Origin of the sequence: Acidovorax sp. PRC11 (assembly GCF_031844105.1) — a bacterium.
In the GTDB taxonomy this organism is placed as follows: Bacteria; Pseudomonadota; Gammaproteobacteria; order Burkholderiales; family Burkholderiaceae_C; genus Paracidovorax.
This window is the reverse complement of the sequence record NZ_JAUZUQ010000031.1, coordinates 14302-38139: the sequence shown is the minus strand read 5'-3', so window position 1 is coordinate 38139 and position 23838 is coordinate 14302. Positions and strand designations below refer to the sequence as shown.

At 70.2% G+C, this 23838-nt stretch carries 19 protein-coding genes and 1 pseudogene; 9 read left to right on the top strand and 11 right to left on the bottom strand.

Going from position 1 to position 23838, the window contains the following annotated elements:
• The 4 genes and pseudogenes from Q9R47_RS22600 to Q9R47_RS22585 form a co-directional block, all read left to right on the top strand.
• Positions 1-127: pseudogene (locus Q9R47_RS22600) on the top strand (electron transfer flavoprotein subunit alpha/FixB family protein); the annotation flags it as partial.
• 264 nt (positions 128-391) lie between these two features.
• The gene (locus Q9R47_RS22595; protein WP_311235360.1) at positions 392-2185 is read left to right on the top strand and encodes an acyl-CoA dehydrogenase; all 1794 of its coding nucleotides are present in this window, start codon (positions 392-394) and stop codon (positions 2183-2185) included.
• 74 nt (positions 2186-2259) lie between these two features.
• Positions 2260-3213 (top strand): nitronate monooxygenase family protein, encoded by a 954-nt coding sequence (locus tag Q9R47_RS22590; protein WP_311235359.1) that lies wholly within the window; start codon positions 2260-2262, stop codon positions 3211-3213.
• 161 nt (positions 3214-3374) lie between these two features.
• Entirely contained in the window at positions 3375-4577 is a 1203-nt protein-coding gene (locus Q9R47_RS22585; RefSeq protein WP_311235358.1) for an acyltransferase, read from the top strand.
• Positions 4578-4625: 48 nt separating this feature from the next.
• On the opposite strand, the gene Q9R47_RS22580 is transcribed toward Q9R47_RS22585, so the two are convergent.
• On the bottom strand, positions 4626-5408 hold the full coding sequence (locus tag Q9R47_RS22580; RefSeq protein WP_311235357.1) for an IclR family transcriptional regulator: 783 nt from the start codon (positions 5406-5408) through the stop codon (positions 4626-4628).
• A 202-nt stretch (positions 5409-5610) separates the two neighbouring features.
• On the opposite strand from Q9R47_RS22580, the gene Q9R47_RS22575 reads away from it, so the two are divergent.
• From Q9R47_RS22575 to Q9R47_RS22565, 3 genes are read left to right on the top strand one after another with little or no spacing between them, the layout of a single operon-like run.
• Positions 5611-6588, top strand: coding sequence for a tripartite tricarboxylate transporter substrate binding protein (locus Q9R47_RS22575; RefSeq protein ID WP_311235356.1), 978 nt, complete (start codon positions 5611-5613; stop codon positions 6586-6588).
• Between the two features lie 27 nt (positions 6589-6615).
• Positions 6616-7818: a CoA transferase gene (locus Q9R47_RS22570; protein WP_311235355.1), complete on the top strand. Its 1203-nt coding sequence runs from the start codon at positions 6616-6618 to the stop codon at positions 7816-7818.
• On the top strand, positions 7815-8666 hold the full coding sequence (locus Q9R47_RS22565) for a citryl-CoA lyase (protein WP_311235354.1): 852 nt from the start codon (positions 7815-7817) through the stop codon (positions 8664-8666). The genes Q9R47_RS22570 and Q9R47_RS22565 overlap by 4 nt, the downstream gene beginning before the upstream one ends.
• Positions 8667-8750: 84 nt before the next feature.
• On the opposite strand, the gene Q9R47_RS22560 is transcribed toward Q9R47_RS22565, so the two are convergent.
• Positions 8751-9353, bottom strand: coding sequence for a hypothetical protein (locus tag Q9R47_RS22560; RefSeq protein WP_311235353.1), 603 nt, complete (start codon positions 9351-9353; stop codon positions 8751-8753).
• 172 nt (positions 9354-9525) lie between these two features.
• Here Q9R47_RS22560 and Q9R47_RS22555 point away from each other — a divergent pair, with 172 nt between their 5' ends.
• Positions 9526-10662, top strand: coding sequence for a PA0069 family radical SAM protein (locus Q9R47_RS22555; RefSeq protein WP_311235352.1), 1137 nt, complete (start codon positions 9526-9528; stop codon positions 10660-10662).
• 35 nt (positions 10663-10697) lie between these two features.
• On the opposite strand, the gene Q9R47_RS22550 is transcribed toward Q9R47_RS22555, so the two are convergent.
• The 4 genes from Q9R47_RS22550 to Q9R47_RS22535 all read right to left on the bottom strand — a co-directional run bounded on the left by Q9R47_RS22550 (position 10698) and on the right by Q9R47_RS22535 (position 16560).
• Positions 10698-12311: a methyl-accepting chemotaxis protein gene (locus tag Q9R47_RS22550; protein WP_311235351.1), complete on the bottom strand. Its 1614-nt coding sequence runs from the start codon at positions 12309-12311 to the stop codon at positions 10698-10700.
• A gap of 256 nt (positions 12312-12567) precedes the next feature.
• Positions 12568-14292 carry a phosphoethanolamine transferase gene (locus Q9R47_RS22545; RefSeq protein ID WP_404977203.1) on the bottom strand — a complete coding sequence of 575 codons (1725 nt, stop codon included), beginning with the start codon at positions 14290-14292 and terminating at the stop codon, positions 12568-12570.
• Between the two features lie 197 nt (positions 14293-14489).
• Positions 14490-15395: an S-formylglutathione hydrolase gene (fghA, locus tag Q9R47_RS22540; RefSeq protein WP_311235350.1), complete on the bottom strand. Its 906-nt coding sequence runs from the start codon at positions 15393-15395 to the stop codon at positions 14490-14492.
• Between the two features lie 58 nt (positions 15396-15453).
• A complete protein-coding gene (locus tag Q9R47_RS22535) occupies positions 15454-16560 on the bottom strand; it encodes an S-(hydroxymethyl)glutathione dehydrogenase/class III alcohol dehydrogenase (protein ID WP_311235349.1) in 1107 nt (368 codons plus the stop codon).
• A gap of 229 nt (positions 16561-16789) precedes the next feature.
• Here Q9R47_RS22535 and Q9R47_RS22530 point away from each other — a divergent pair, with 229 nt between their 5' ends.
• The gene (locus Q9R47_RS22530; RefSeq protein ID WP_311235348.1) at positions 16790-17794 is read left to right on the top strand and encodes a helix-turn-helix domain-containing protein; all 1005 of its coding nucleotides are present in this window, start codon (positions 16790-16792) and stop codon (positions 17792-17794) included.
• Between the two features lie 186 nt (positions 17795-17980).
• On the opposite strand, the gene Q9R47_RS22525 is transcribed toward Q9R47_RS22530, so the two are convergent.
• The 5 genes from Q9R47_RS22525 to sdhA all read right to left on the bottom strand — a co-directional run bounded on the left by Q9R47_RS22525 (position 17981) and on the right by sdhA (position 23818).
• Positions 17981-19411, bottom strand: coding sequence for an amidase (locus Q9R47_RS22525; RefSeq protein WP_311235347.1), 1431 nt, complete (start codon positions 19409-19411; stop codon positions 17981-17983).
• Positions 19412-19639: 228 nt separating this feature from the next.
• Entirely contained in the window at positions 19640-20950 is a 1311-nt protein-coding gene (locus Q9R47_RS22520; protein ID WP_311235346.1) for a citrate synthase, read from the bottom strand.
• A gap of 25 nt (positions 20951-20975) precedes the next feature.
• Positions 20976-21269 carry a succinate dehydrogenase assembly factor 2 gene (locus tag Q9R47_RS22515; protein WP_311235345.1) on the bottom strand — a complete coding sequence of 98 codons (294 nt, stop codon included), beginning with the start codon at positions 21267-21269 and terminating at the stop codon, positions 20976-20978.
• Positions 21270-21277: 8 nt separating this feature from the next.
• Positions 21278-21979 carry a succinate dehydrogenase iron-sulfur subunit gene (locus Q9R47_RS22510; protein ID WP_011795315.1) on the bottom strand — a complete coding sequence of 234 codons (702 nt, stop codon included), beginning with the start codon at positions 21977-21979 and terminating at the stop codon, positions 21278-21280.
• Positions 21980-22009: 30 nt separating this feature from the next.
• Positions 22010-23818 (bottom strand): succinate dehydrogenase flavoprotein subunit, encoded by a 1809-nt coding sequence (gene sdhA / locus Q9R47_RS22505; protein WP_311235344.1) that lies wholly within the window; start codon positions 23816-23818, stop codon positions 22010-22012.
• Positions 23819-23838: the final 20 nt, after the last annotated feature.

The following is a 23838-nucleotide window of genomic DNA, read 5'->3' as shown; positions in this document are numbered from 1 at the left end:
AATGAAGGATTCGAAGGTGATCGTGGCGATCAACAAGGATGCCGAGGCGCCGATCTTCAGCGTGGCCGACTACGGGCTGGAGGCGGATCTGTTCACCGCCGTGCCGGAACTGGTCAAGGCCCTCTGATGAGGTGACTACCCCCTGAGGCGCTGCGCGCCTTCCCCCTTCTCTCGCTTCGCGGGAAGGGGGACGCCGCCGGTGGCCCGGCAAAGCCGGTTCCACGGCGTCTGCTGGCATGGCCTGCTCCGCGGCCACCGGATGGGAGGCGCTGCGCCGATGGCCCGGGCCGCACACGGTGGTCCGCGCTGCCAGGGCATCGCATGCGATGCCTTTTTTTTCGCCTGGAAAGCGCCTGGCCAGCGCATTTTTGAAATTTCTGGAGACATTCCCATGAGCTACACCGCCCCCGTCAAGGACATGCTGTTCGCCATAGAGCATCTCGCAGGCATCGCCCAGGTCGCCGCGCTGCCGGGCTTCGAGGAGGCCGGCCTGGACACGGCGCAGGCGGTGCTGGAGGAATGCGCGCGCTTCAACGAAGGCGTGGTGGCACCGCTCAACGTGGCGGGCGACCGCCATCCGTCGTCGTGGAAGGACGGCCACGTCACCACCACGCCGGGCTTCAAGGAAGCGTTCCGCCAGTTCGCCGAGGGCGGCTGGCAGGGCCTGCAGCATCCCGTCGAGAGCGGCGGCCAGGGCCTGCCCAAGACCATCGGCGCGGCCTGCGCGGAAATGCTCAACAGCGCCAACATGAGCTTCGCGCTGTGCCCGCTGCTCACCGACGGCGCGATCGAGGCCCTGCTCACCGCGGGCAGCGACGAGCTCAAGGCCACCTACCTGGAAAAGCTCGTGTCGGGGCAGTGGACCGGCACGATGAACCTCACCGAGCCGCAGGCCGGATCGGACCTGGCCCTGGTGCGCACGCGCGCCGAGCCGCAGGGGGACGGCACCTACAAGGTCTCCGGCACGAAGATCTACATCACCTACGGTGAGCACGACATGGCCGAGAACATCGTGCACCTGGTGCTGGCCCGCGTGGCCGGCGCGCCGGAGGGCGTGAAGGGCATCAGCCTGTTCGTGGTGCCGAAGTTCCTGGTGAACGCCGACGGCTCGCTGGGCGCGCGCAACGACGTGCACTGCGTCTCGATCGAGCACAAGCTCGGCATCAAGGCCTCGCCCACGGCGGTGCTGCAGTTCGGTGATGCCGGCGGTGCGGTGGGCTACCTGGTCGGCGAGGAGAACCGCGGCCTGGAATACATGTTCATCATGATGAACGCGGCGCGCTACGCCGTCGGCCTTCAGGGCATCGCGGTGGCCGAGCGCGCCTACCAGCAGGCCGTGCAGTACGCGCGCGACCGCGTGCAGAGCCGCCCGGTGGACGGCAGCCTGCCCGGCAGCGCACCCATCATCCACCACCCCGACGTGCGCCGCATGCTCATGACCATGCGCGCGCTCACCGAGGGCTGCCGCGCCATGGCCAGCGTGGCCGCCGCCGCCTACGACGCCGCGCACCACCATACCGACTCGGAAGTGCGCAAGCAGAACCAGGCGTTCTACGAATTCATGGTGCCGCTCGTGAAGGGCTACAGCACCGAGATGAGCCTGGAAGTGACCAGCCTCGGCGTGCAGGTGCACGGCGGCATGGGCTTCATCGAGGAGACGGGCGCGGCGCAGCACTACCGCGACGCGCGCATCCTGCCGATCTACGAAGGCACGACGGCGATCCAGGCCAACGATCTGGTGGGCCGCAAGACGGCGCGCGACGGTGCGGCCACGGCGCTCGGCATCGCGGCGCAGGTCCGCGCGACGGCCGACGAATTGCGCGCCGCCGGCACGCCCGAGACCGAGGCCGTGGCGAAGCGGTTGGGCGAAGCCTGCGACGCGTTCGAGGAAGTGGCGCGCTTCATCTCGGCGAACACCAAGGCCGACCCCAACGCCGCCTTCGCGGGCAGCGTGCCCTACCTGATGCTGGCCGGCAACCTGGTCGCGGGCTGGCAGATGGGCCGCGCGCTGCTCAAGGCGCGGGCGCTGCTCGCGGACGGGCAGGGCGACGCGGCCTTCCTGCAGGCCAAGGCGGCCACGGCGCGCTTCTATGCCGAACACATCCTGGTGCGCACGAAGGCGCAGCGGGACGCCGTCGTCGACGGCGCGTCCAGCGTGACGGCGCTCGCGCTGGACGCCTTCTGAAGCGGCTCCGCCTTCGCCCCCGCATCCGCCGCCATCGACCGACATTCCCAGAACGACATCCGGAGACCTTTTCCATGCGCACCCTGCCGCCCGTGTTCCAGAAACTCTCGCTGCCCGTCATCGGCTCGCCGCTCTTCATCATCAGCAACCCCAAGCTGGTGATCGCGCAGTGCCAGGCCGGCATCGTCGGCTCCATGCCGGCGCTCAATGCGCGTCCCGCCGAGCTGCTGGACGAATGGCTGGCGGAGATCACCGAGACGCTCGCGGCCTGGGACCGCGCGCACCCCGAGTCGCCCGCCGCGCCGTTCGCCATCAACCAGATCGTGCACAAGAGCAATGACCGGCTGGAGCACGACATGGAGGTCTGCGCCAAGTACAAGGTGCCGATCGTCATCACCAGCCTGGGCGCGCGCGAGGACGTGAACCAGGCGGTGCACGGCTGGGGCGGCGTGGTGATGCACGACATCATCAACAACAAGTTCGCCCACAAGGCCATCGAGAAGGGCGCCGACGGCCTGATCGCGGTGGCGGCGGGCGCGGGCGGCCATGCGGGCGTCAAGAGCCCGTTCGCGCTCATCCAGGAGATCCGCCAGTGGTTCGAAGGCCCGCTGGCGCTCTCGGGCTCGATCGCTTCCGGCGGCGCCATCCTGGCCGCGCAGGCCATGGGTGCCGATTTCGCCTACATCGGCTCGGCCTTCATCGCCACGCACGAGGCGCGCGCGCAGGAGGCCTACAAGCAGGCCATCGTGGACGGCAACTCCGACGACATCGTCTACAGCAACCTGTTCACGGGCGTGCACGGCAACTACCTGGCGCCCTCGATCCGTGCCGCCGGGCTCGACCCGGACCACCTGCCCGAATCGGACCCCAGCAAGATGAACTTCGGCGGCGACGCGAAGAAGGCCTGGAAGGACATCTGGGGCTGCGGCCAGGGCATCGGCGCGATCACCGAGGTGACGGGCGCGGCGGAGCTGGTCGGCCGCCTGCGCAGCGAGTACGCGGCGGCGCGCGCACGCCTGGCGCTGTGACGGGCTGAACGCCTGAACGCGCTTTCCGCAGGAGCGGCCGGGGGCTGCGCCTGCGGATGGTGTTCCTGGGGCACAATGCGCGCCCTCCACGGGTAAAACCACACCAAGATCCGCCAGCCGCGCCGCCCGCACGGGCGCACGGCCCGCGCACGCCTTTCCGCATGCCTTCCTCGCCGTCCCGCAGCACCCTGATCGACTCGGTCAAGGGCATCGCCTGTGCCACGATCGTGGCGCACCATCTGGCGTTCTACGGACCGATGTCCGACGTGGCCCAGCCGCTGATGCCCGCGCTCATCGCCTGGCTGTACGAATACGGGCGCATGGCCGTGCAGGTCTTCCTGGTGCTCGGGGGCTACCTCGCGGCGGCACGGTTCTGCGCGGCGGACGGTGCGCCAAGCCGCGCCGCGGTGCCGGACATCGGCCGCCGCTTCGTGCGGCTGGCGGTTCCCTATGCCGTGGCCCTGGTGCTGGCCGTGCTGGCGGCGGCGGCCGTGCGGCCCTGGCTGGACCATCCTTCCGTGCCCGGCGATCCCAGCCTGCCGCAGCTGCTGGCCAACGCGCTGATGCTGCAGGACGTCGTGGGCGAAGAGGCGCTGTCGGCGGGCGTCTGGTACGTGGCCATCGATTTCCAGTTGTTCGCGCTGTCGGCGCTGCTGCTGGCGGCCGCCCGGCGCGGCGCCCGCACACCGTTCCTGCCCGCGTGGGCGGGAGAGCAGGCGCTCGCCCGCGCCGCGGTGGCCGCCGCGGCCGCACTGTCGCTCTGGGTGTTCAACCGCCACCCCGGGCTCGATGCCTGGGCGGTGTACTTCTTCGGCGCCTACGGGCTCGGCATGATGGCGCGCTGGGCCGTGGACGCCCCGCGCGGCAGTGCCGGCGCGGCGGCATGGACGCTGCTCATCGGCCTCTGGGGCGCCGTGGCGCTGGCGCTGGAATTCCGCACGCGCATCGCCGTCGCCTGGGGCTCGGCGCTCTGGCTCGTGGCGGTGCTGTGCTGGCAGGCGCGCCATGGGGGGGCCCCGGCAGGCCGCGGCGGCGATGGCGCCCCGGAACGGCGGCCACCGTCCCGCCGGAGCGCCTGGCGGGGCTGGCCGGCACGCCTGGGGCGCATGTCGTACTCTGTGTTCCTCGTGCATTTCCCCGTCTGCCTGCTGGTGAATGCCGTGGTTTCCAGTCTCTGGCCCGCCTCGCCCGCCATGAATGCGCTGGGCATGGCCGCTGCCATGGCCCTGTCGCTCGCGGCCGGAAGGCTGCTCTACGAGCGGGTCGAGCGCCGCGTGCCGTCCTGGGCGCTCGCGCTGCGCTGGCAGGCGGGCGTGGTGGGCGCGGGCGTGGTCGTGGTGTTCGCTGCCGGCCGGCTGGGGTAGCGCCAGCGCCAGCGGTGCCGCGGGCGGCGTCCGGCGTGCCCGCCGCGCTCAGGCGGGGACGTCGGCGAACAGCCCGGGTTCCAGCGCCTCGATCTCCGCTTCGTACGGCCCCGCATCGCCGCCGAGGCTGCGGGTGGCCTCGGCGGAGGACCGGAGCACGTCGCGGCAGGCGGCCAGCATGGCCTGGGGCGGCGACAGCCGCTGCCGCGGGCCCGACAGGGCGATCGCGCCCTGCAATTCACCGGTGACCGAGAACACCGGCGCCGCCACCGACGCCGTGTCCGGGTCGCGCTCGCCATACGACACCTGCCAGAGCCGCGCCCCGGCCCGCACCCGCTCTCCCGTGGCCGGCGTGAAGGCCTGCAGCACCTTGCCCGATGCGCCCTGCGCGACCGGGTACGCCTGGCCGATCGCCACGGCGGCCCGCACGGAGCGGGCGGGCTCGGTGCGGAACACCGCGATGCGCGACTCCCCATGGCGCACATAGAACGACGCCGTTTCCCCCGTGGCCTGGCTCAGTCCCTTCAGCAGCGGCTCGATCACGTGGCCGACGTGGAACGAGCGCTGGTAGATCGCGGCCAGCCGCAGCGGCTGGGGGCCCACGGCGTACTGGCCGTCCGCGAGCCGGCGGATGAAGCCGCCATGCTCCAGCGCCCCCAGGAGCCGCAGCACCGTGCTCTTGTACAGCCCCGTGCGGCGGGACAGCTCGGTCAGCGTCAGGCGGTCGTCGCCGGGGCCGAAAGCGGCGAGCAGCGCGAACGCGCGGTCGAGCACGGCCACGCCGCTGGAGTCCGGCGCAGCCGGGGAAGGGGAGTCAACCGGGTCAGTCATGCGGGCAGGGTCGGCGCGGGGATTGAAGGGTCTGGGGGACCGCCGAGTGTGGCATGCCACGGGGCGAGTCCCGCCGGCGGACGGCAGCGCAGACCACTTTCGTGCGCGGGAAAACCCTCTGAGGATCGCTGCGGTATGCGCCTTAAAGTTCTATCAGATGAATTCATGTTCTATCTAATAGAACTACCAAGGAGACAACCACATGCAGACGATTCGCAGGGCATGGGCGCGCGGCGCCCTCGTGTTCGCAGGGCTGTGCATCGCGGGCAGCGCGATCGCCCAGGGGGCTTATCCCGATCAACCGGTCAAGCTCGTGGTTCCGTTCCCGCCAGCGGGCGGCACGGACGTGCTCTCGCGCCTCATCGCGAACGAAGTCGCGGCGAAGGAGAAGATCACCTTCGTCGTCGAGAACAAACCGGGCGCCGGCGGCAACATCGGGCTGGATGCCGTGGCCAAGGCCCGCAAGGACGGCTACACCCTCGGCACCGGGCAGACGGCGAACCTCGCCATCAATCCGACCCTCTACACGAAGATGCCGTTCGACGCGTCCCGCGATTTCGCGCCGGTCGTCCTGCTGGCCTCGCAGCCCGTGCTGCTGGTGGTGCGCGCCGAATCGCCGTTCAAGACCATCGCCGATCTCGCCGCCCAGTCGAAGGAGCGGCAACTGACGATGGCCTCCGCCGGCACGGGCACCGTCGGCCACATCAGCGGAGAAATGTTCGCCAAGCGCGCGGGCGTGCGGATGATGCACGTGCCCTACAAGGGAGCCGGCCCGGCGACCACCGACCTGCTGGGCGGCGTGACCGATTTCTACTTCGCCACCCCGCCCACCGTGTTGTCGCTCGTGAAGGCCGGCAAGCTGCGGGCCCTGGCCGTCACGTCGGCGAAGCGCCTCGATCTGCTGCCCGACGTACCCACGGTGGCGGAGTCCGGCTACCCGGGCTTCGTCGCGGAAGACTGGAAGGCCGTCGTGGCGCCCGCCGGCACGCCACCCGCGGCGATCGCCCGCATCAACCAGCTCATGAACGCCGCGCTGACGCGCCCCGAGGTGATCGGCCGGCTCCACGACGAAGGCAGCGTGCCCCGCGGCGGCACGCCCGGGGACCTGGGCCGCTTCATGAAGAGCGAGCAGGAGCGCTGGGGCGTCGCGGTGCGCGAATCCGGCGCGACGCTGGACTGACGCGCGGTGACGAACGGAAGCACAGGCATGGCCCTCCAACCGCTCAAAGGCATACGCGTCCTCGACCTCACCAACGTGCTCGCCGGGCCGTTCTGCTGCCACCAGCTGGCGCACATGGGGGCGGACGTGATCAAGGTCGAGGCCCGGCTCACGGGCGATCTCGCGCGGCAGCTCGGCGCCGACGTGGAACTGAACCGGCGCAACATGGGCGTGTCGTTCCTCGCGCAGAACCCCGGCAAGCGCTCCCTGACGCTGAACCTCAAGAACGCGCGCGCCAAGGAGGTGTTCCGCCGGCTGGTGCGGACCGCCGACGTGCTGGTCGAGAACTTCCGGCCCGGCGTGATGGACCGCCTCGGGCTCGGCTACGAGGCCTTGCTGGCGGAGAACCCGCGCCTCGTCTACTGCGCGATCTCGGGGTTCGGGCAGTCGGGCCCGTTGCGGGATCTGCCCGCCTACGACCAGATCATCCAGGGCATGTCCGGCGTGATGAGCGTCACCGGCGATGCGGGCTCCGCGCCCCTGCGCGTGGGATACCCCATCGCGGATACCGTGGGCGGCATGACGGCCGCGTTCGCGGTGGCCGCCGCCCTGGCCGACACGCGCCGTACCGACGGCGTCTTCATCGACGTGTCGATGCTCGAAGCCACCATGGCCACCATGGGCTGGGCCGTCTCGAACTACCTCGTGGCCGGGCGCGAACCGGCGGCGATGGGCAACGACAACGTCACCGCCAGCCCGTCGGGCACGTTCCGCACGGGCGACGGCCTGATCAACATCGCGGCGAACAAGCAGGAGCAGTTCGAGGCGGTCTGCCACGTGGCGGGCCATCCGGAATGGATCGCGGACCTGCGCTTCGCCGACCGCTTCGCCCGCCTGGCCCACCGCGCCGAACTCTCGGCGCTGCTGGAGGCGGCGCTGCGCGAGCGCGGCACCGAGGACTGGTGGCGCGCCCTGAATGCGGCGGGCGTGCCGTCCGGCCCCGTCTACACGGTGCCGCAGGCGCTGGACATTCCGCAGATCGCGGAGCGTGGCATGGTGGCCACCTATCCGCAGGTGCCCGGCGTGGGCCGCGACGTGCGGCTGGTGCGCACCGGCTTCAAGCTCAACGGCGAGGCGCCTTCGGTGGCGTCGCCCCCGCCCGAACTCGGGCAGCACACCGCGGCGATCCTCGCCGAACTGGGCTTCAGCGCCCAGGACATCGAATCCCTCCAGCAGGAGCAGGCCGTATGACGACGAAGACCGCAGAAGAAGTCCGCGAGGGCGTGCGCGACTGGTGGCGCACTTCCATCATCGACATGGCACCCGGCGAGATCCGCTACCACGGCTACCCGATCGAGCAGCTGATCGGGCGCGTGGGCTTCGCCCAGATGGCGTGGCTCATGACGCGCGGCGAGCTGCCGGGCGAGGGCCAGGCGCGGCTGCTGGAGGCGGCGCTCGTCTCGGCGGTGGACCACGGCCCGCAGGCGCCGAGCATCGGCATCGCCCGCATGGCCGCCACCTGCGGCGTGGGGCTCAACAACGCCATGGCCTCCGCGCTGAACGTGCTCGGCGACGTGCATGGCGGGGCGGGCGAGCAGGCCGTGGAGATGTACCTGGACATCGCGGCCCGCGAGGATGCGGGCGCCGACGCCGCCACGGCGGTGCAGGCCGGCCTCGACGCAGCCATCGCGCGCCACGGCAAGTTCGTCCCGGGCTTCGGGCACCGCTTCCATCCCGTCGATCCCCGGGCTCCGCGCCTGCTGGCGCTGGTCGATGCGGCCGCGGCGCAGGGCCATGTCGGCGGCCGCTTCGCACGCATCGCGCGGGCCGTGGAAAGCGGGCTGGCCGAACGCAAGGGCGGGCGGCGCATTCCGATGAACATCGACGGCGCGACGGCCGTCATCTATGCCGAACTGGGATTCCCGCCGCCGCTGGCGCGCGGGCTGTTCTGCCTCTCGCGCTCGGTCGGCATCCTGGCCCATGCCTGGGAACAGATGCAGCAGGGCGGCCGCAACAAGGGGCCGATTCCGCGCGAATACATCTGGCGCTACGACGGGCCTGCGCAGCGCGAGGTGCCCGGGGACATTCCTACGCCCTGACGCACGCCGCGCCCATGCAGGGCCCTGTCCGGCGGGGGAGATGGTGACGGGCACGGCTCCGGGCGGCCCGGCGTGCGGCGGAAGTCAGCGCAGCGGCGAGCCCAGGGGTCCGTCGGCCGGTTCGGCCAGCGGCAGGGAAGAGTCCGCGACGAGCGCCACGGCAGCGCCCTCCACCGGAAGCACCGCCGCCCCCGCCGCCGTCACGGCCGCGCGCTCGCGAGCGGTGCGCCGGCGGTCGATGAACCAGGCCATGAACGGCAGCAACAGCAGCGACCCCGGCACCGCCCATACCAAAAGGTAGGGGCTGACCGACGACGCCGAGCGCATCACGCCGCGCAGGCGCTCGCGCTCCTCGGCGCTCCAGCGGCCCTGGCGGCGCTGGCGCAGCAGCCACACCACGGAGCCGCGCATGGTGGCCAGTTCCTTGCGGAACCGGCTCTGCTCGCGCTGGTTGCCGGCGAGGAAGGCGCAGAACCATTCGGGCGTCCAGTCGCCGCGCCCCCATCGGCGCGTGGCGGCGCACCAGCCCGTGGCGGCGACCACGGCCGCACCTGCCGATGCCTCGGCAGCGGCACCGGGTTCGCCGGACGCGGCACCGACCGGCGCCACGGCCGCGACCGCCACGGCCTGCGGCGCAAGCGCGGGCGGCAGTGTTTCTGCAGCGGTGACGGAAGAGGGCGCAGGCATGGGCGGTGTTCTGGAAAGGGGTGGGCAGGGCCGGCAAAACGGGGGCAGGCGACGGCCCGGCGCCATGCGGCGCGGGCCATCTGCACACTGTGCCACGGAGTGAAATCTCCTGCTGCACACAGTGTATCCGAAGGCTGTATATTCATACAGTCACAAGCGATGGAGTTGACCTGTGAACGAAGAAATCCTGGTTCCGTTGCAGGCCATCAAGGGCCGCGGCACGGCAACGCGCACGCCGCACCGTTTCATGCGCGACGTGCGTGGCGCGTTCGACGACGGCTGGGGCGGCTCCTCGGCGCACGGAGGCGGCGATGGCGACGGCGATGGCGGCACGCCCGCGCCGCCCGCCACCCAGGTCATCCTGGAGACGGCGCGCAGCGCGATCTGCGCCAACGATTCGCCCGACATCTTCTTCGACCACTCGGTCAATCCCTACCGCGGCTGCGAGCATGGCTGCGTCTACTGCTATGCGCGGCCCACGCACAGCTACCTCAACCTGTCGCCGGGGCTGGACTTCGAGACGCGCATCATCGCCAAGCACAACATCGCCAGCGTGCTGCGCGATGAACTCGCGCGCCCGGGCCACGTGCCGCACCTGCTCAACGTCGGTTCCGCCACCGACTGCTACCAGCCCGTGGAACGCGAACTCGGCCTCACGCGCGCGGTGATCGAGGTGCTGCGCGACGTGCGGCACCCGCTCTCGCTCATCACCAAGTCGAGCGGCGTGGAGCGCGACATCGATCTGCTCGCCCCCCTCGCGCGCGACCGCCTGGCCGCTGTCTACGTCACCATCACCACGCTCGATCCGGCGCTGGCCCGGCGGCTCGAGCCGCGCGCCGCCGCCCCGCACCGCCGCCTGCGCACCATCCGCACGCTGGTGGAGGCGGGCATCCCCGTGGGTGTGAGCGTGGCGCCGCAGATCCCGTTCATCACCGAAGACATGGAACAGGTGCTGGAGGCCGCGCGCGACGCCGGCGCCACCTCGGCCTTCTACACCGCCATCCGCCTGCCGTGGGAGCTGGACGGCCTGATGCGCGAATGGCTGGGACTGCACTATCCCCAGCGCGCCGAGCGCGTCATGGCGCGCATCCAGGACCTGCACGGCCTCGGCACCGAGGCCCGCGCCGCCGGCCGCAGCTACGACAGCCGCTTCGGCTCGCGCATGAAGGGATCGGGCCTCTGGGCCGACCTGCTGCGCCAGCGGTTCATGGCGGCGTGCCGGCGGCTCGGGCTGAACCGCGAGCGCATCGAGCTGGACATGGCGCAGTACCGGCCGGGACTGGCGAGGGGGCAGGGGAGCCTGTTCTGACGCCCCGCGCACCGCCGCGATTCCGGCGCCGGCGGTCAGGCCGGGAGGCGCCGCAGCCCGCCCTGCGGGGATGGGGACCGTGCATCCACGCCTTGCCCGTCCTGCAGCCGGAACACCGCCAGCGCCTCGCGCAGCACCGACACCTGCGATGCCATCGCGGAGGTCGCGGCGCTCGCCTCCTCCACCATCGCGGCGTTCTGCTGGGTCATCTCGTCCATCTGCGTGACGGCGCGGTTCACTTCCTCGATGCCCGCGGTCTGCTGGGCATTGGCCGCGGCGATGCCCTCCATGAGGCCCGAGATGCGGTGCACCGACTCCACCACCTCGCCCATGGTGCGGCCCGCCTGCTCGACGAGTTCCGACCCGCTCTGCACCTCGTTGACCGATTCGCTGATGAGCGACTTGATCTCCTTGGCCGCCTCGGCGCTGCGCTGCGCCAGGCTGCGCACCTCGCCGGCGACGACCGCGAAGCCGCGGCCCTGTTCGCCGGCCCGCGCCGCCTCCACGGCCGCGTTCAGCGCCAGGATGTTGGTCTGGAAGGCGATGCCGTCGATCACGCCGATGATGTCGCCGATCTTGCGCGAGCTGGCATTGATGGCGCGCATGCTCTGCACCACCTGTTGCACCGCCTCGCCGCCCTGGGCCGCCGTCTGCGCGGTGGCGGACACGTACTGGGCCGCCTGGCGTGCGTTGTCGGCGTTCTGGCGCACGGTGGCGGTGAGCTCTTCCATGCTGGAGGCGGTCTGCTGCAGCGAGGAGGCCTGCTGCTCCGTGCGGCGCGACAGGTCGGCGTTGCCCTGCGAGATCTCCGCCGCTGCGTGGTCGATGGTGCCGGTGGCCTGCTGGATGCGCTGCAGGATCGCGCCGAGGCGGTCGCGCATGAAGCCGATCGCGTGCATCAGGCTGCGGTCGTCGCCGGGGCGCAGCGCGATCCGTGCCTGCAGGTCTCCCTCGGCCATGCGCAGCGCGGCCTGCGCGGCGGCCCCGGGCTCGCCACCCACGGAGCGCTCGATGTCGCGCACCACGAAGCCCGCGAACACCGACAGCGCCAGGCCCAGCAGCGCGAGCAGGCCGATGGCCCGGTAGAGCGTGTTGCGGAAGGTCTGCTCGATGTCGTCCACGTAGTCGCCGGCGACGAGGTCCCAGTTCCAGGGCTTGAAGCGCACGGCGTAGCCGATCTTGGGGCTGGGCGCGTCGCTGCCGGGGCGCGGCCACCAGTATTCGAGGAAGCCGCGCCCTTGCGCGGAACTGCCGGCGGCAGCGATGTTCACGTAGAGCGGCGTGCCCTTGGCATCCTTGAAAGACAGCATGTTCTTGCCGTTCAGCTCCGCCTTGATCGGGTGCATGACCATCACCGAGTCGGCGCCGATGACCGTGACGTAGCCGTCCTTGCCGTAGCGCTGGGCCGCCACGCGCTCCCTGGCCGCGCGCTGGGCCTCTTCCTGGCCCATCTTGCCCGCCTGCGCCTGCTTCTCGTAGTCGCGCAGGATGGACAGCGACATGTCCGTGATGTCGGACAGGGCCGTCTGCCGTGCCTCGTACTGCAGCGTGCGCGCCTGCCATGCGTTCGCGAAGGTGAGGCCGAGCAGCCCCAGCAATGCCAGGACCAGGGGCAGCCAGAGCTTCTGACGGAGGGTGAGTTTTTTCATGGAGTGACCTCGAAGAACGCCGCAAGAGTCGTTCTGCCTGCAGCAACCTCGCTGCGGATCACGATAGTGACGCAACCGCGCGCAGCCGTGACGTGTCACCAGATGTTTTCCGTGGAAAGAAACTCGGCAGGAGGCGATAACCCCGTATTGGCCCGCGGTGTGATGGTTCCGCGCAACACCTTCGGGCTGCGATATGCGGCCGGCGCGCATGGACCGTTGCCCTCAACCCTCCGGAGCGGCGGGCCGCGCCGCCCCCTCAGCCCCGGCCGGTTTGCCGGCACTCCGCGTACATGTCCTGCGCGGCCTCGTAGACGCCGGTGCGCACGTCCATCAGCCCCAGCACGGAGTGGAAATAGTTGTCGTGCGTGAGATGCCGGCTGCGCAGGTCCTTCTGGAGGCAGGCGGTGGCGATGCCCGTGCGCTGCTGCATGGCCGGCGACAGCCAGGTGATCCAGGGCACGTGCTTCTGCACGTCGGGCGCGATGGCGTACGGCATGCCGTGCAGGTAGATGCCGCCTTCGCCGAGGGATTCGCCGTGGTCCGCCAGGTACACCATGGCGGTCTGGGCGCTGCCGGAGCGCGCCTCCAGCCAGCCGATGGTGCTGTTCAGGAAGTGGTCGGTGGAGACGATGCTGTTGTCGTAGGCGTTCACCACCTGCTCGCGCGTGCACTCCTGCAGCGCGGAGGTCAGGCATTCCGGCTGGAACTTCTTCTGCGACGGCAGCGAGCGCTTGGTGTAGGCGGGCCCGTGGCTGCCCATCTGGTGCAGCACCACGACCACGCCGCGGGCCCGCTGGTCCGCGGGCAGGGCCGCGATGCGGTCGTCCAGGCCCTGCAGCATCACGTCGTCCAGGCACTCCCGGCCATCGGCGCACCATTGGGGATCGGTGGGGTGGGCCGAGGTGCTCGCGTTGGAAACGCGGTCGCAGACGCCCTTGCAGCCGGACTGGTTGTCCACCCACAGCACGGCGAGGCCCGCATGCTGCAGCACGTCCATCAGGCCTTCGTAGTCGGCAGGCCGCTTCTCGTAGGCCTGGCGCCCGAGATGCGAATACATGCAGGGCACCGAGGCGGCGGTGCTGGTGCCGCAGGACCAGGCATCGGTCGCGCTGGCGATGTCCTTGCGCGCCGACAGCTCCGGGGTGGTGTCGCGCGCATAGCCGTTCAGCCCGAAATTGCCGCTCCGGCCCGTCTCGCCGAGCACGAGGACCAGCAGCGGCGGCGCCGTCTGGCCCTGGTAGCTCGCGCCCAGGTGGGCGTCGCGGCCCAGCGGCTGCAGGGGGCCGCGGTCGTGCCGCAGCGGCTTGGCGGCCAGGCTGCCGACGGCGTAGATGCTGTTGAGCGGGTTGATGAGGTAGCGCATGCGCGTGTGGTTGCGCATGGTGGCCGAGAAATCCTGGAACACCGCGAAGATGCACACCGCCGCCATGGCGAAGGCACCCAGCACGAACGCGCCCTGGTGCAGCGCGCGGCGGCGCCAGCCCAGCGGCCGCACGCGTGCGCGCAGCAGCCAGACGAGCGGCGGGCCCGCCATTGCGAGCAGCGCGAGCGGCATCTGCCAGGTGAACAGGTCGGCCGCCTCGCGCACGTCGGTCTGGATGACGTTGGTGAGCATGCCGGGATCGATCACGATGCCGTAGGTGTTGCTGAAATACGCGCCGGCCGCCGCCGTCAGCACCGCCACCGCGATCACCGGCTTGAGCGCCCGGTCCCAGCTGACGAGCGCCAGCACGCCGGCCGTGGCGAACGAGACGGCCAGCAGGAAGGCCAGCGCGAACACACCGCCCCGCAGCGTGTGGGCGCCCGGCAGCTGCAGCACCTCGCGCCAGAGGGGAATGTTGCACACCGAGCCCATCCACAGGCAGGCGAGCAGCAGCACGGCCATGGGGTGCATGCCAGCGGCGGCGGAAGAAGACCGGGACGCTGTGCCGGCAGGGTGGTGCCGGGAAAGGCGGAGCGGAAACGCGGAAGACAGGAGCATGGCCGGCAGTGTGGAAAAACCGGCTTAAGGCAGCATTAACGTGCGTTCCGCGGGGCGCCCCCCGTCGCCGGTCGGCTCGACCATAGCCGTTCTCGTGCGACAGCGCCAGGGGAGATGCCCCTCATCGTCGCATCGCAGCGCAGCGACGGCCCGGCCGTCCGCTCCGGCGGCGCGGCCGCTTGCCGTGCGCGGCCCGCTCAGCGCAGGCGCCGCGCGTGGTGGGCGATGTGGTCGCCGATCACCGTCTGGATGAAGTAGTAGCCGTGGTCGTAGCTCGCATGCCGGCGCAGCGTGAGCGGCTGCCGCACGAGGCCGCAGGCGGCTTCGAACACGTGCGGGTGCAGCTGCTCGGCGAGGAAGTTGTCCGCCGTCCCCTGGTCCACCAGGATGCCCTCCGGGTAGGGAATGCGCTCCTGCCGCTGCATCAGCACGGTGGCATCGTGCGACTGCCAGGCCTTGCGGTCCTCGCCCAGGTAGCGGCGGAATGCCTTGTCGCCCCAGGCGCATTGCGATGCCGCGCAGATCGGTGCGATGGCCGACAGCGAGCGGAACAGGCGCGGGTGCCGCAGTGCCAGCGTCAGCGCGCCATGGCCGCCCATGGAGTGGCCCATGATCCCGAGGCGCGCGGTATCCACCGGCAGGGCCCGGCCCAGCAGGGGCACCAGTTCGCGCACGAGGTAGCTCTCCATGCGCCAGTGGCGGCTCCAGGGCTCCTGCGTGGCGTCGAGGTAGAAGCCCGCGCCGATGCCGAAATCCCAGTGGTCCTTTGCGCCCTCGATCGACTCCACCGCGGTGCCGCGCGGGCTGGTGTCGGGCGACACCAGCGCGATGCCGTGTTCCGCCGCGTAGCGCTGGGCGCCCGCCTTGATCGGGAAGGTCTCTTCGGTGCAGGTGAGGCCGGCGAGGTAGAGCAGCGTGGGCACCGGGCGATCGGGGTCGGCCACGGCCGCCGGGGGAAGGTACACGCCGAACTTCATCGGCAGGCCGATTTCGATCGAGTCGTGGCGGTAGAACCGCTGCGAGCCGCCGAAGCAGGCGTGCTCGCCGAGCAGTTCCAGGCCGGGCGCGCCGGCGGCGCCGTGGGAGGTCGGGGATGGGGTCATGGAAGTGGTTCATGCGGCGCGCGGGGCGCAGGAACCCGGCGCGCGAGGGGAGGTGGTATCAGTAAACGACCACGCCGCGGATCGATTCGCCGCGCTTCATGAGGTCGAAGCCCTTGTTGATGTCCGCGAGTGGCATCGTGTGGGTGATGAGGCTGTCGATGTCGATCTTGCCTTCCATGTACCAGTCCACGATCTTCGGCACGTCGGTGCGGCCGCGCGCGCCGCCGAACGCGGAACCCTTCCACTGCCGGCCCGTGACGAGCTGGAACGGGCGGGTGCTGATCTCGGCGCCGGCCTCGGCCACGCCGATGATGATGCTCTGGCCCCAGCCCTTGTGCGTGCATTCCAGCGCCTGGCGCATCACCTTGGTGTTGCCGATGCACTCGAAGGAGTAGTCGGCGCCGCCGTCGGTCAATTGCACGATGGCGTCCACCACGTTCTCCACCTCGTTCGGGTTGATGAAGTGGGTCATGCCGAACTGGCGCGCCATCTCCTGGCGGGCGGGGTTGATGTCCACGCCGATGATCTTGTCCGCGCCCACCATCTTCGCGCCCTGGATCACGTTCAGGCCGATGCCGCCCAGGCCGAACACCACCACGTTCGCTCCGGCCTCCACCTTGGCCGTGAACAGCACCGCGCCGATGCCGGTGGTCACGCCGCAGCCGATGTAGCAGACCTTGTCGAAGGGTGCGTCCTCGCGGATCTTCGCCAGCGAGATCTCCGGCGCCACCGTGTAGTTGCTGAAGGTGCTGGTGCCCATGTAGTGGAAGATCGGCCGGCCGTCGATGCTGAAGCGGCTGGTGGCGTCGGGCATCAGGCCCTTGCCCTGCGTGCCGCGGATCAGCTGGCAGAGGTTGGTCTTGCGCGAGAGGCAGAACTTGCACTGGCGGCACTCGGGCGTGTAGAGCGGGATCACGTGGTCGCCCTTCTTGAGCGAGGTGACGCCCGGACCGACATCGACCACGATGCCCGCGCCTTCATGGCCCAGGATGGCGGGGAAGATGCCTTCCGGGTCGGCGCCCGAGAGGGTGTAGTAATCGGTGTGGCAGATGCCCGTGGCCTTGATCTCCACCAGCACTTCGCCGAACTTCGGGCCTTCGAGGTCCACGGTTTCGATGGTCAGGGGCTGGCCGGATTGCCAGGCGACGGCGGCTTGGGTCTTCATGGTGCGTGTTTCTCTGTGAAAGGGTGTTGCGGCCGGTACGGTGGCGGCGCGGCGATGGGGGACAATGCCCGCCACCGCCGCGCGGCCCCCGCCGCCAGGGCGGTCCGGATGGGAACGGAAGATCGGTCCCCGCTTTATAGAGCAATGCCGGCCTCCGGGGGCATTCCCGCCGCCGCCATGGCCGGCCGCCGGCCCGGTTTGTCCGATTCCCGCGTACCGTTGTCCCTGCATGCACCCTGCACAGCCCCTGTCCCTCCACATCGTCGTCTACCCCGGCTTCAAGGCCCTCGAAGCCGTGGGCCCGCTGTCGGTCTTCCATTATGCGAACGTGCATCTGGTGCGCCGCGGCCGGCCCGAGGGCTATGCCGTCGCGGTGGCGGCGCAGGCGCGCGGCACGGTGCGCTCCGATACGCTGATGGCGCTGGAGGCCACCGAGGTGCTTGGCGACGGATGGGCCGGGCCGGGCGGGAACGTGCTGCCCGATACGGCGCTGCTCGTGGGCGCCCGCGACATCGAGGGCGCGCTGGCCGCCTCGCCCGCCATCGTCGACTGGGCGCGCGCCGCCGGCCCGCGCGTGCGCCGCATGGTGGCGCTGTGTTCCGGCAGTTTCTTCCTCGCCGCCGCGGGCCTGCTCGACGGCCGCCGCGCCGCCACCCACTGGGGCGTCGCGGCGCGGCTGCAGGCCCTGCACCCGGCCGTGGCGGTCGACCCGGATGCGATCTACGTGCGCGACGGCCACCTGTGGACCTCCGCCGGCGTCACCGCCGGCATCGACCTCGCCCTGGCGCTGGTGGAGGAAGACTACGGCCATGCGCTCGCGCTGGAAGTCGCGCGCGACATGGTCATGTACCTCAAGCGGCCGGGCGGGCAGTCGCAGTTCAGCGTGCAGCTCGCCAGCCAGGCCACCGCGCACCGCGGCATGCAGGACGTGCAGGCCTGGGCCCTGGAGCATTTGTCCGAACCGCTCACGCTGCAGGTGCTGGCCGGCCGCGCCGCCATGAGCGAGCGCCATTTCCGGCGCGTGTTCGTGCAGGAAACCGGCCGCACGCCCTCCGCCTTCATCGAATCCGCCCGGCTGGAAGCCGCTCGCCGGCTGCTCGAATCCGAGGCTGCGCTGCCGCTCAAGACCGTGGCCGCGCGGGTGGGCCTGGGCTCGGAGCAGGCGTTGCGGCACCTGTTCCTGCGCCACCTGGGCGTTCCGCCCCAGGCGTACCGGGAGCGTTTCGGCGATTGAATGGCCACCATCCACCGCTTTCCCCGACACCGGACTCCGCACGCACCGCTGCATCCTGCGCCTGTTCCGGCCGGCCGACCTGGCCGGCGTCTTCGAGGGCGTAGCCGGCGGCATGGATCGCCCCCACAGGGCATGGCGGGCAAGAGCCCATGCACCGGGTTGGCCGCAGCGGTCACCTGGCGCCGTTCACGCACCCCACAGGCAGGCTTCCACGGCGCGGCCCACCTGGAAGATGCGCTCGTCGGCGCCGTGCAGGCCGCCCACCGACAGGCCGACCGGCAGGTCGCCGGGCGCCTGGCACGGGATGGAGAGCGCACAGCCGTCGAGGAAGTTGAGCACCGTGGTGTTGCGCAGCACGAGCCCGTTGGTGGCGATGAAGCGGGCCGTGTCGTCCTGCACGTCGGCCAGCAGCGGGGCGCGCACCGCCACCGTCGGCATCAGCCAAGCGTCGAGGTCGCGCAGCCGCTCGCGGGCGCATGCCTGCAGCCGTGCGCGGGCGTCCAGCAGATCGATGTAGTCGGCCGCGGAAATCTGCGCGCCCCGGCGGATGCGCTGGGCCACGCGCGGATCGTATTGCGCCTCCAGGGCCGGGTCGGCCAGCCGTGCGCGGTGCAGCTGCCACGCCTCTGCCGCGACGAGGCCGCCGGCGGCGTTGATCTGCGGCAGTCGATGCAGCTCGGGGAAACCGAAGCGCACGATGCGGGCGCCCGCGGCCGACAGCCGGTCCAGCGCGCGTTCGAAGGCGCTGGCCACTGCGGGCTCCACGTCGTCCATCACGTAGTCCCCGGTGACGCCGAGCCGCAGGCCCGCGAGCGGCGCGGCCCGCGTGTCGAGCGTCTCGCCGCTCAGGACCGCATCGAGGATGGCGCAGCAGTCCACGCTGCGCGCAATCGGCCCGGCCGAATCGAGGCTGCGCGAGAGGGGATAGGCGCCCGCCAGCGGCACGCGGCGCGCGGTGGGCTTGAAGCCGGTCAGGCCGCAGAACGCCGCCGGGATGCGGATCGAGCCGCCCGTGTCGGTGCCGAGCGTCGCGGCGGCCAGGCCCAGCGCCACCGTGGCGGCGCCGCCCGAGGTGGACCCCCCGGTGATGCGTGCAGCGTCGGCGGGATGCGCGGGCGTGCCATGGTGCGGATTGAGCCCGAGTCCGGAAAAGGCGAACTCGCTCATGTTGGTGCGCCCCAGCAGCACCGCGCCGGCGGCCCGCAGCCGCGCGACCGCTGGTGCGTCCGCCGCGGCGGGAGGCTGGTCCGCCATGACGCGGGCACCGGCTCCCGTGACGTGCCCCTGCACGTCGAACAGGTCCTTGACCGATACCGGCAGGCCCGCGAGCGGGGAGGGCACGGGGCCCGAGGCCCGCAGCGCGTCGCTGGCGGCGGCCGCCTGCAGCGCGGCCCCGGCATCGACCTCGCCCACGTAGGCGCTGCCGCCAGCGGCCCGGTGGGCGGCGATGCGCGCCAGGGCGTCCTCCACCAGCGAGACGCTGGTGGCCGCGCCGGAAGCGAGCGCGGCGGCGCACTCGCGCAGTGTGGGGGCTCCGGTGCGGGACGCGTGAGCGCGGGCGAAGGGGGTGGTCACCGGGGCGTGGGCGGGAGGAGGGACAGGTGCGGCAGCGTTCATCGGGCGAATTCCAGTAGGTCGGATCGGTCATAGCGTAGCGCCGATCAGCGGCGGCAACCGCTTCTCTGCGACACCGCTTCGTACGCAGCGAATGCCGCCATCTGCCCCCGCGCGCCGAAGCATCACGCCCGCCCCGCCCATGAAAAAACCGCCGCGGAGGTGGCCCTCCGGCGGCGGTTTCGTTCTGTCGGCCCGCGGCGCAGCCCTGCGGCCCGCGCCGTCACCGCATCAGCGCTGGGCGATGGGCTTGACCGTGCGGGCTTCGGCGCCCACGAACAGCTGGCGGGGACGGCCGATCTTGTACTCGGGGTCGCCGATCATTTCGTTCAGCTGGGCGATCCAGCCGACGGTGCGGGCCAGCGCGAAGATGCCGGTGAACAGGTTCACGGGGATGCCGATGGCGCGCTGCACGATGCCGGAGTAGAAGTCGACGTTCGGGTAGAGCTTGCGCTGCACGAAGTAGTCGTCTTCCAGGGCGATCTTCTCGAGCTGCTTGGCCAGCGCGAACAGCGGGTCCTTCTCCAGGCCCAGCTCGGCCAGCACTTCATTGCAGGTTTCCTGCATGAGCTTGGCGCGCGGGTCGTAGTTCTTGTACACGCGGTGGCCGAAGCCCATCAGCTTGACGCCGGAGTTCTTGTCCTTCACCTGCTTGATGAACTCGCCGATCTTCTCCACGCCGCCCTGGGCCTGGATGTCGTGCAGCATGTTCAGCGCCGCTTCGTTGGCGCCGCCGTGGGCGGGGCCCCAGAGGCAGGCCACGCCGGCCGCGATGGCCGCGAACGGGTTCGTGCCGGACGAACCGCACAGGCGCACCGTGGAGGTGGAGGCGTTCTGTTCGTGGTCGGCGTGCAGGATGAAGATGCGGTCGAGCGCGCGCTCGAGCACCGGGTTGACCTTGTATTCTTCGCAGGGCGTGCCGAACATCATGCGCAGGAAGTTGCCGGCATAGCTCAGGTCGTTCTGCGGGTACATGTACGGCTGGCCCACGCCGTACTTGTAGGCCATGGCGACCAGCGTCGGCATCTTGGCGATCAGGCGGATGGCCGAGATCTCGCGGTGCTGCGGATTGTTGATGTCGGTGCTGTCGTGGTAGAAGGCCGACAGGGCGCCCACCAGGCCGGTCAGCACGGCCATCGGGTGCGCGTCGCGGCGGAAGCCGCGCAGGAAGAACTGCATCTGCTCGTTGACCATCGTGTGCTTGGTCACGCTGTCGCTGAATTCCTGCTTCTGCGTGGCGTTGGGCAGTTCGCCCTTGAGCAGCAGGTAGCAGGTTTCGAGGTAGTCGCAGTTCGTGGCGAGCTGCTCGATCGGGTAGCCGCGGTACAGCAGCTCGCCCTTGTCGCCATCGATGTAGGTGATCGACGACTGGCAGGCGGCCGTGGACAGGAAGCCCGGGTCGTACGTGAACATGCCCGTCTGGGCGTAGAGCTTGCGGATGTCCACCACGTCCGGACCCACGCTGCCGTGGTACACGGGCAATTCGACGCTCGGGCTGCCATTGCTGAACGAGAGCGTTGCTTTGTTGTCTGCCAGTTTCATTTCGAGTTTCCTTGGGTGGTAGTAGTTAGCCCGCAAGCGGAGGGGTTGCCGGCGCGCGGTGGCGCAGCTGTTCGAGCACTTCCCTGACCTCGGGGGTGTCGGCTTCGCCCTTTGGCTCCTTGCGCCGCAGCAGCAGGTCCAGCAGGTCGTTGTCGGCGAGGTCCATCAGGGTGGTGATGCCCTGTGCCTGGCGATGCGTCAGGCGGGAGCCATGGTTGGCGAAGAACTGCTCGATGAAGAGGTCGTTCTCCACCAGGCCCCGGCGGCAGCGCCACCGGAGCTTGGCGACTTCACGGTCGTCGAGCACGTCTTCGGCCATGTGCAAAGTCAGACGGCGCGGCGCACCATCAGTTCCTTGATCTTACCGATGGCCTTCGTGGGATTGAGTCCCTTGGGGCACACGTCCACGCAGTTCATGATGGTGTGGCAGCGGAAGAGGCGGTAGGGATCTTCCAGGTTGTCCAGGCGCGCGCCCGTGGCTTCGTCGCGGCTGTCGGCGATGAAGCGGTAGGCCTGCAGCAGGCCGGCGGGGCCGACGAACTTGTCGGGGTTCCACCAGAAGCTGGGGCAGCTGGTCGAGCAGCTCGCGCACAGGATGCACTCGTACAGGCCGTTCAGCTCGTCGCGTTCCTCGGGGGACTGCAGGCGCTCGCGCTCGGGCGCGATGCCTTCCGTGATGAGGTAGGGCTTGATCGAGTGGTACTGCTTGAAGAACTGCGTCATGTCCACGATCAGGTCGCGGATCACGGGCAGGCCCGGCAGCGGCTTGAGCACGATCGTGCCCTTGAGCGTGTTCATGTTGGTCAGGCACGCCAGGCCGTTCTTGCCGTTGATGTTCATCGCGTCGGAGCCGCAGACGCCTTCGCGGCAGGAGCGGCGGAACGAGATGGACGGGTCCTGCGCCTTCAGCTTGATGAGCGCGTCGAGCAGCATGCGCTCATGGCCGTCGAGTTCGATCTCGACGGTCTGCATGTAGGGCTTGGCGTCCTTGTCCGGATCGTAGCGGTAGATTTGAAAGGTGCGCTTCATGGTGGTGTCTCGTGGGTTCTCGTGGGCGTATCAGAACGTGCGGACCTTGGGCGGCACGCTGTCCACGGTCAGGGGCTGGAGGTTCACGGGCTTGTAGGTGAGGCTGTTGCTCTCGCTGTGCCACAGCGTGTGCTTCATCCATTCCTTGTCGTTGCGGCCCAGCGGGAAGTCGGGGTGGTCGGCCGGGTGCTCGTAGTCGTACACCGTGTGCGCGCCGCGGCATTCCTTGCGGGCGGCGGCCGAGACCATCGTCGCCTGGGCGACCTCGATCAGGTTGTCCACTTCCAGCGCTTCCATGCGCGCCGTGTTCCACACCTTGGACTTGTCCTTCAGCGTGATCGCGCCCACGCGCTCGCGGATCGCGTTGATCTTCACGACGCCTTCGTCCATGCCTTCCTGCGTGCGGAACACGCCGGCGTGCTGCTGCATCGATGCGCGGATGTCGTTGGCGATGTCCTGGGCGTAGATGCCCTGGTTGGAATCCTGCAGCTGGTTCAGGCGGGCCAGGGTGCGCTCGGCGCCGTCGGCCGGCAGCGGCTTGTGCTCGCCGCTGTTCTTGACCATCTCGACGATGTGGCGGCCGGCGGACTTGCCGAACACCAGCAGGTCGAGCAGCGAGTTCGTGCCCAGGCGGTTCGCGCCGTGCACCGACACGCAGGAGCATTCGCCCACGGCGTAGAGGCCGTTCACGACCTGGTTGTGCACGCCGCCGTTCTGGATCACGACCTGGCCGTTGATGTTCGTCGGGATGCCGCCCATCTGGTAGTGGATGGTGGGCACGACGGGGATCGGCTCCTTCGTGATGTCCACGTTGGCGAAGTTGACGCCGATCTCGTACACCGAGGGCAGGCGCTTGTGGATCGTGTCCGCGCCCAGGTGGTCGAGCTTGAGCAGCACGTAGTCCTTGTTCGGACCGCAGCCGCGGCCTTCCTTGATCTCCTGGTCCATCGAGCGCGAGACGAAGTCGCGCGGCGCCAGGTCCTTCAGGGTGGGCGCGTAGCGCTCCATGAAGCGCTCGCCGTTGCTGTTGAGCAGGATGGCGCCCTCGCCGCGGCAGCCTTCGGTCAGCAGCACGCCCGCGCCGGCCACGCCGGTGGGGTGGAACTGCCAGAACTCCATGTCCTGCAGCGGGATGCCGGCGCGCGCCGCCATGCCCAGGCCGTCGCCGGTGTTGATGAAGGCGTTGGTGGAGGCCGCGAAGATGCGGCCCGCGCCGCCGGTGGCCAGCAGCACGGCCTTGGCCTGCAGGGCGTACAGCTCGCCGGTTTCCAGTTCGAGCGCCATCACGCCGACCACGTCGCCGGAGGCGTCGCGGATCAGGTCGAGCGCCATCCATTCGACGAAGAAGTTCGTCTTGGCCTTCACGTTCTGCTGGTAGAGCGTGTGCAGCATGGCGTGGCCGGTGCGGTCGGCCGCGGCGCAGGCGCGCTGCACGGGCTTCTCGCCGTAGTTGGCGGTGTGGCCGCCGAAGGGGCGCTGGTAGATGGTGCCGTCCGGGTTGCGGTCGAACGGCATGCCGAAGTGCTCCAGCTCATACACCACCTTCGGTGCTTCGCGGCACATGAACTCGATGGCGTCCTGGTCGCCCAGCCAGTCGGAGCCCTTGATGGTGTCGTAGAAGTGGTAGTGCCAGTTGTCCTCGCTCATGTTGCCGAGCGAAGCCGACACGCCGCCCTGCGCCGCCACGGTGTGCGAGCGGGTCGGGAAGACCTTGGAGAGCGAGGCCACGTTCAGGCCCGCGCGGGAGAGTTCCAGTGCGGCACGCATGCCGGAGCCGCCGGCGCCGACGATGACGACGTCGAACTTGCGCGTGGTGATGTTCGCTTTGGTGTAGCTCATTGTTGTGTGCTTTCAGTCGC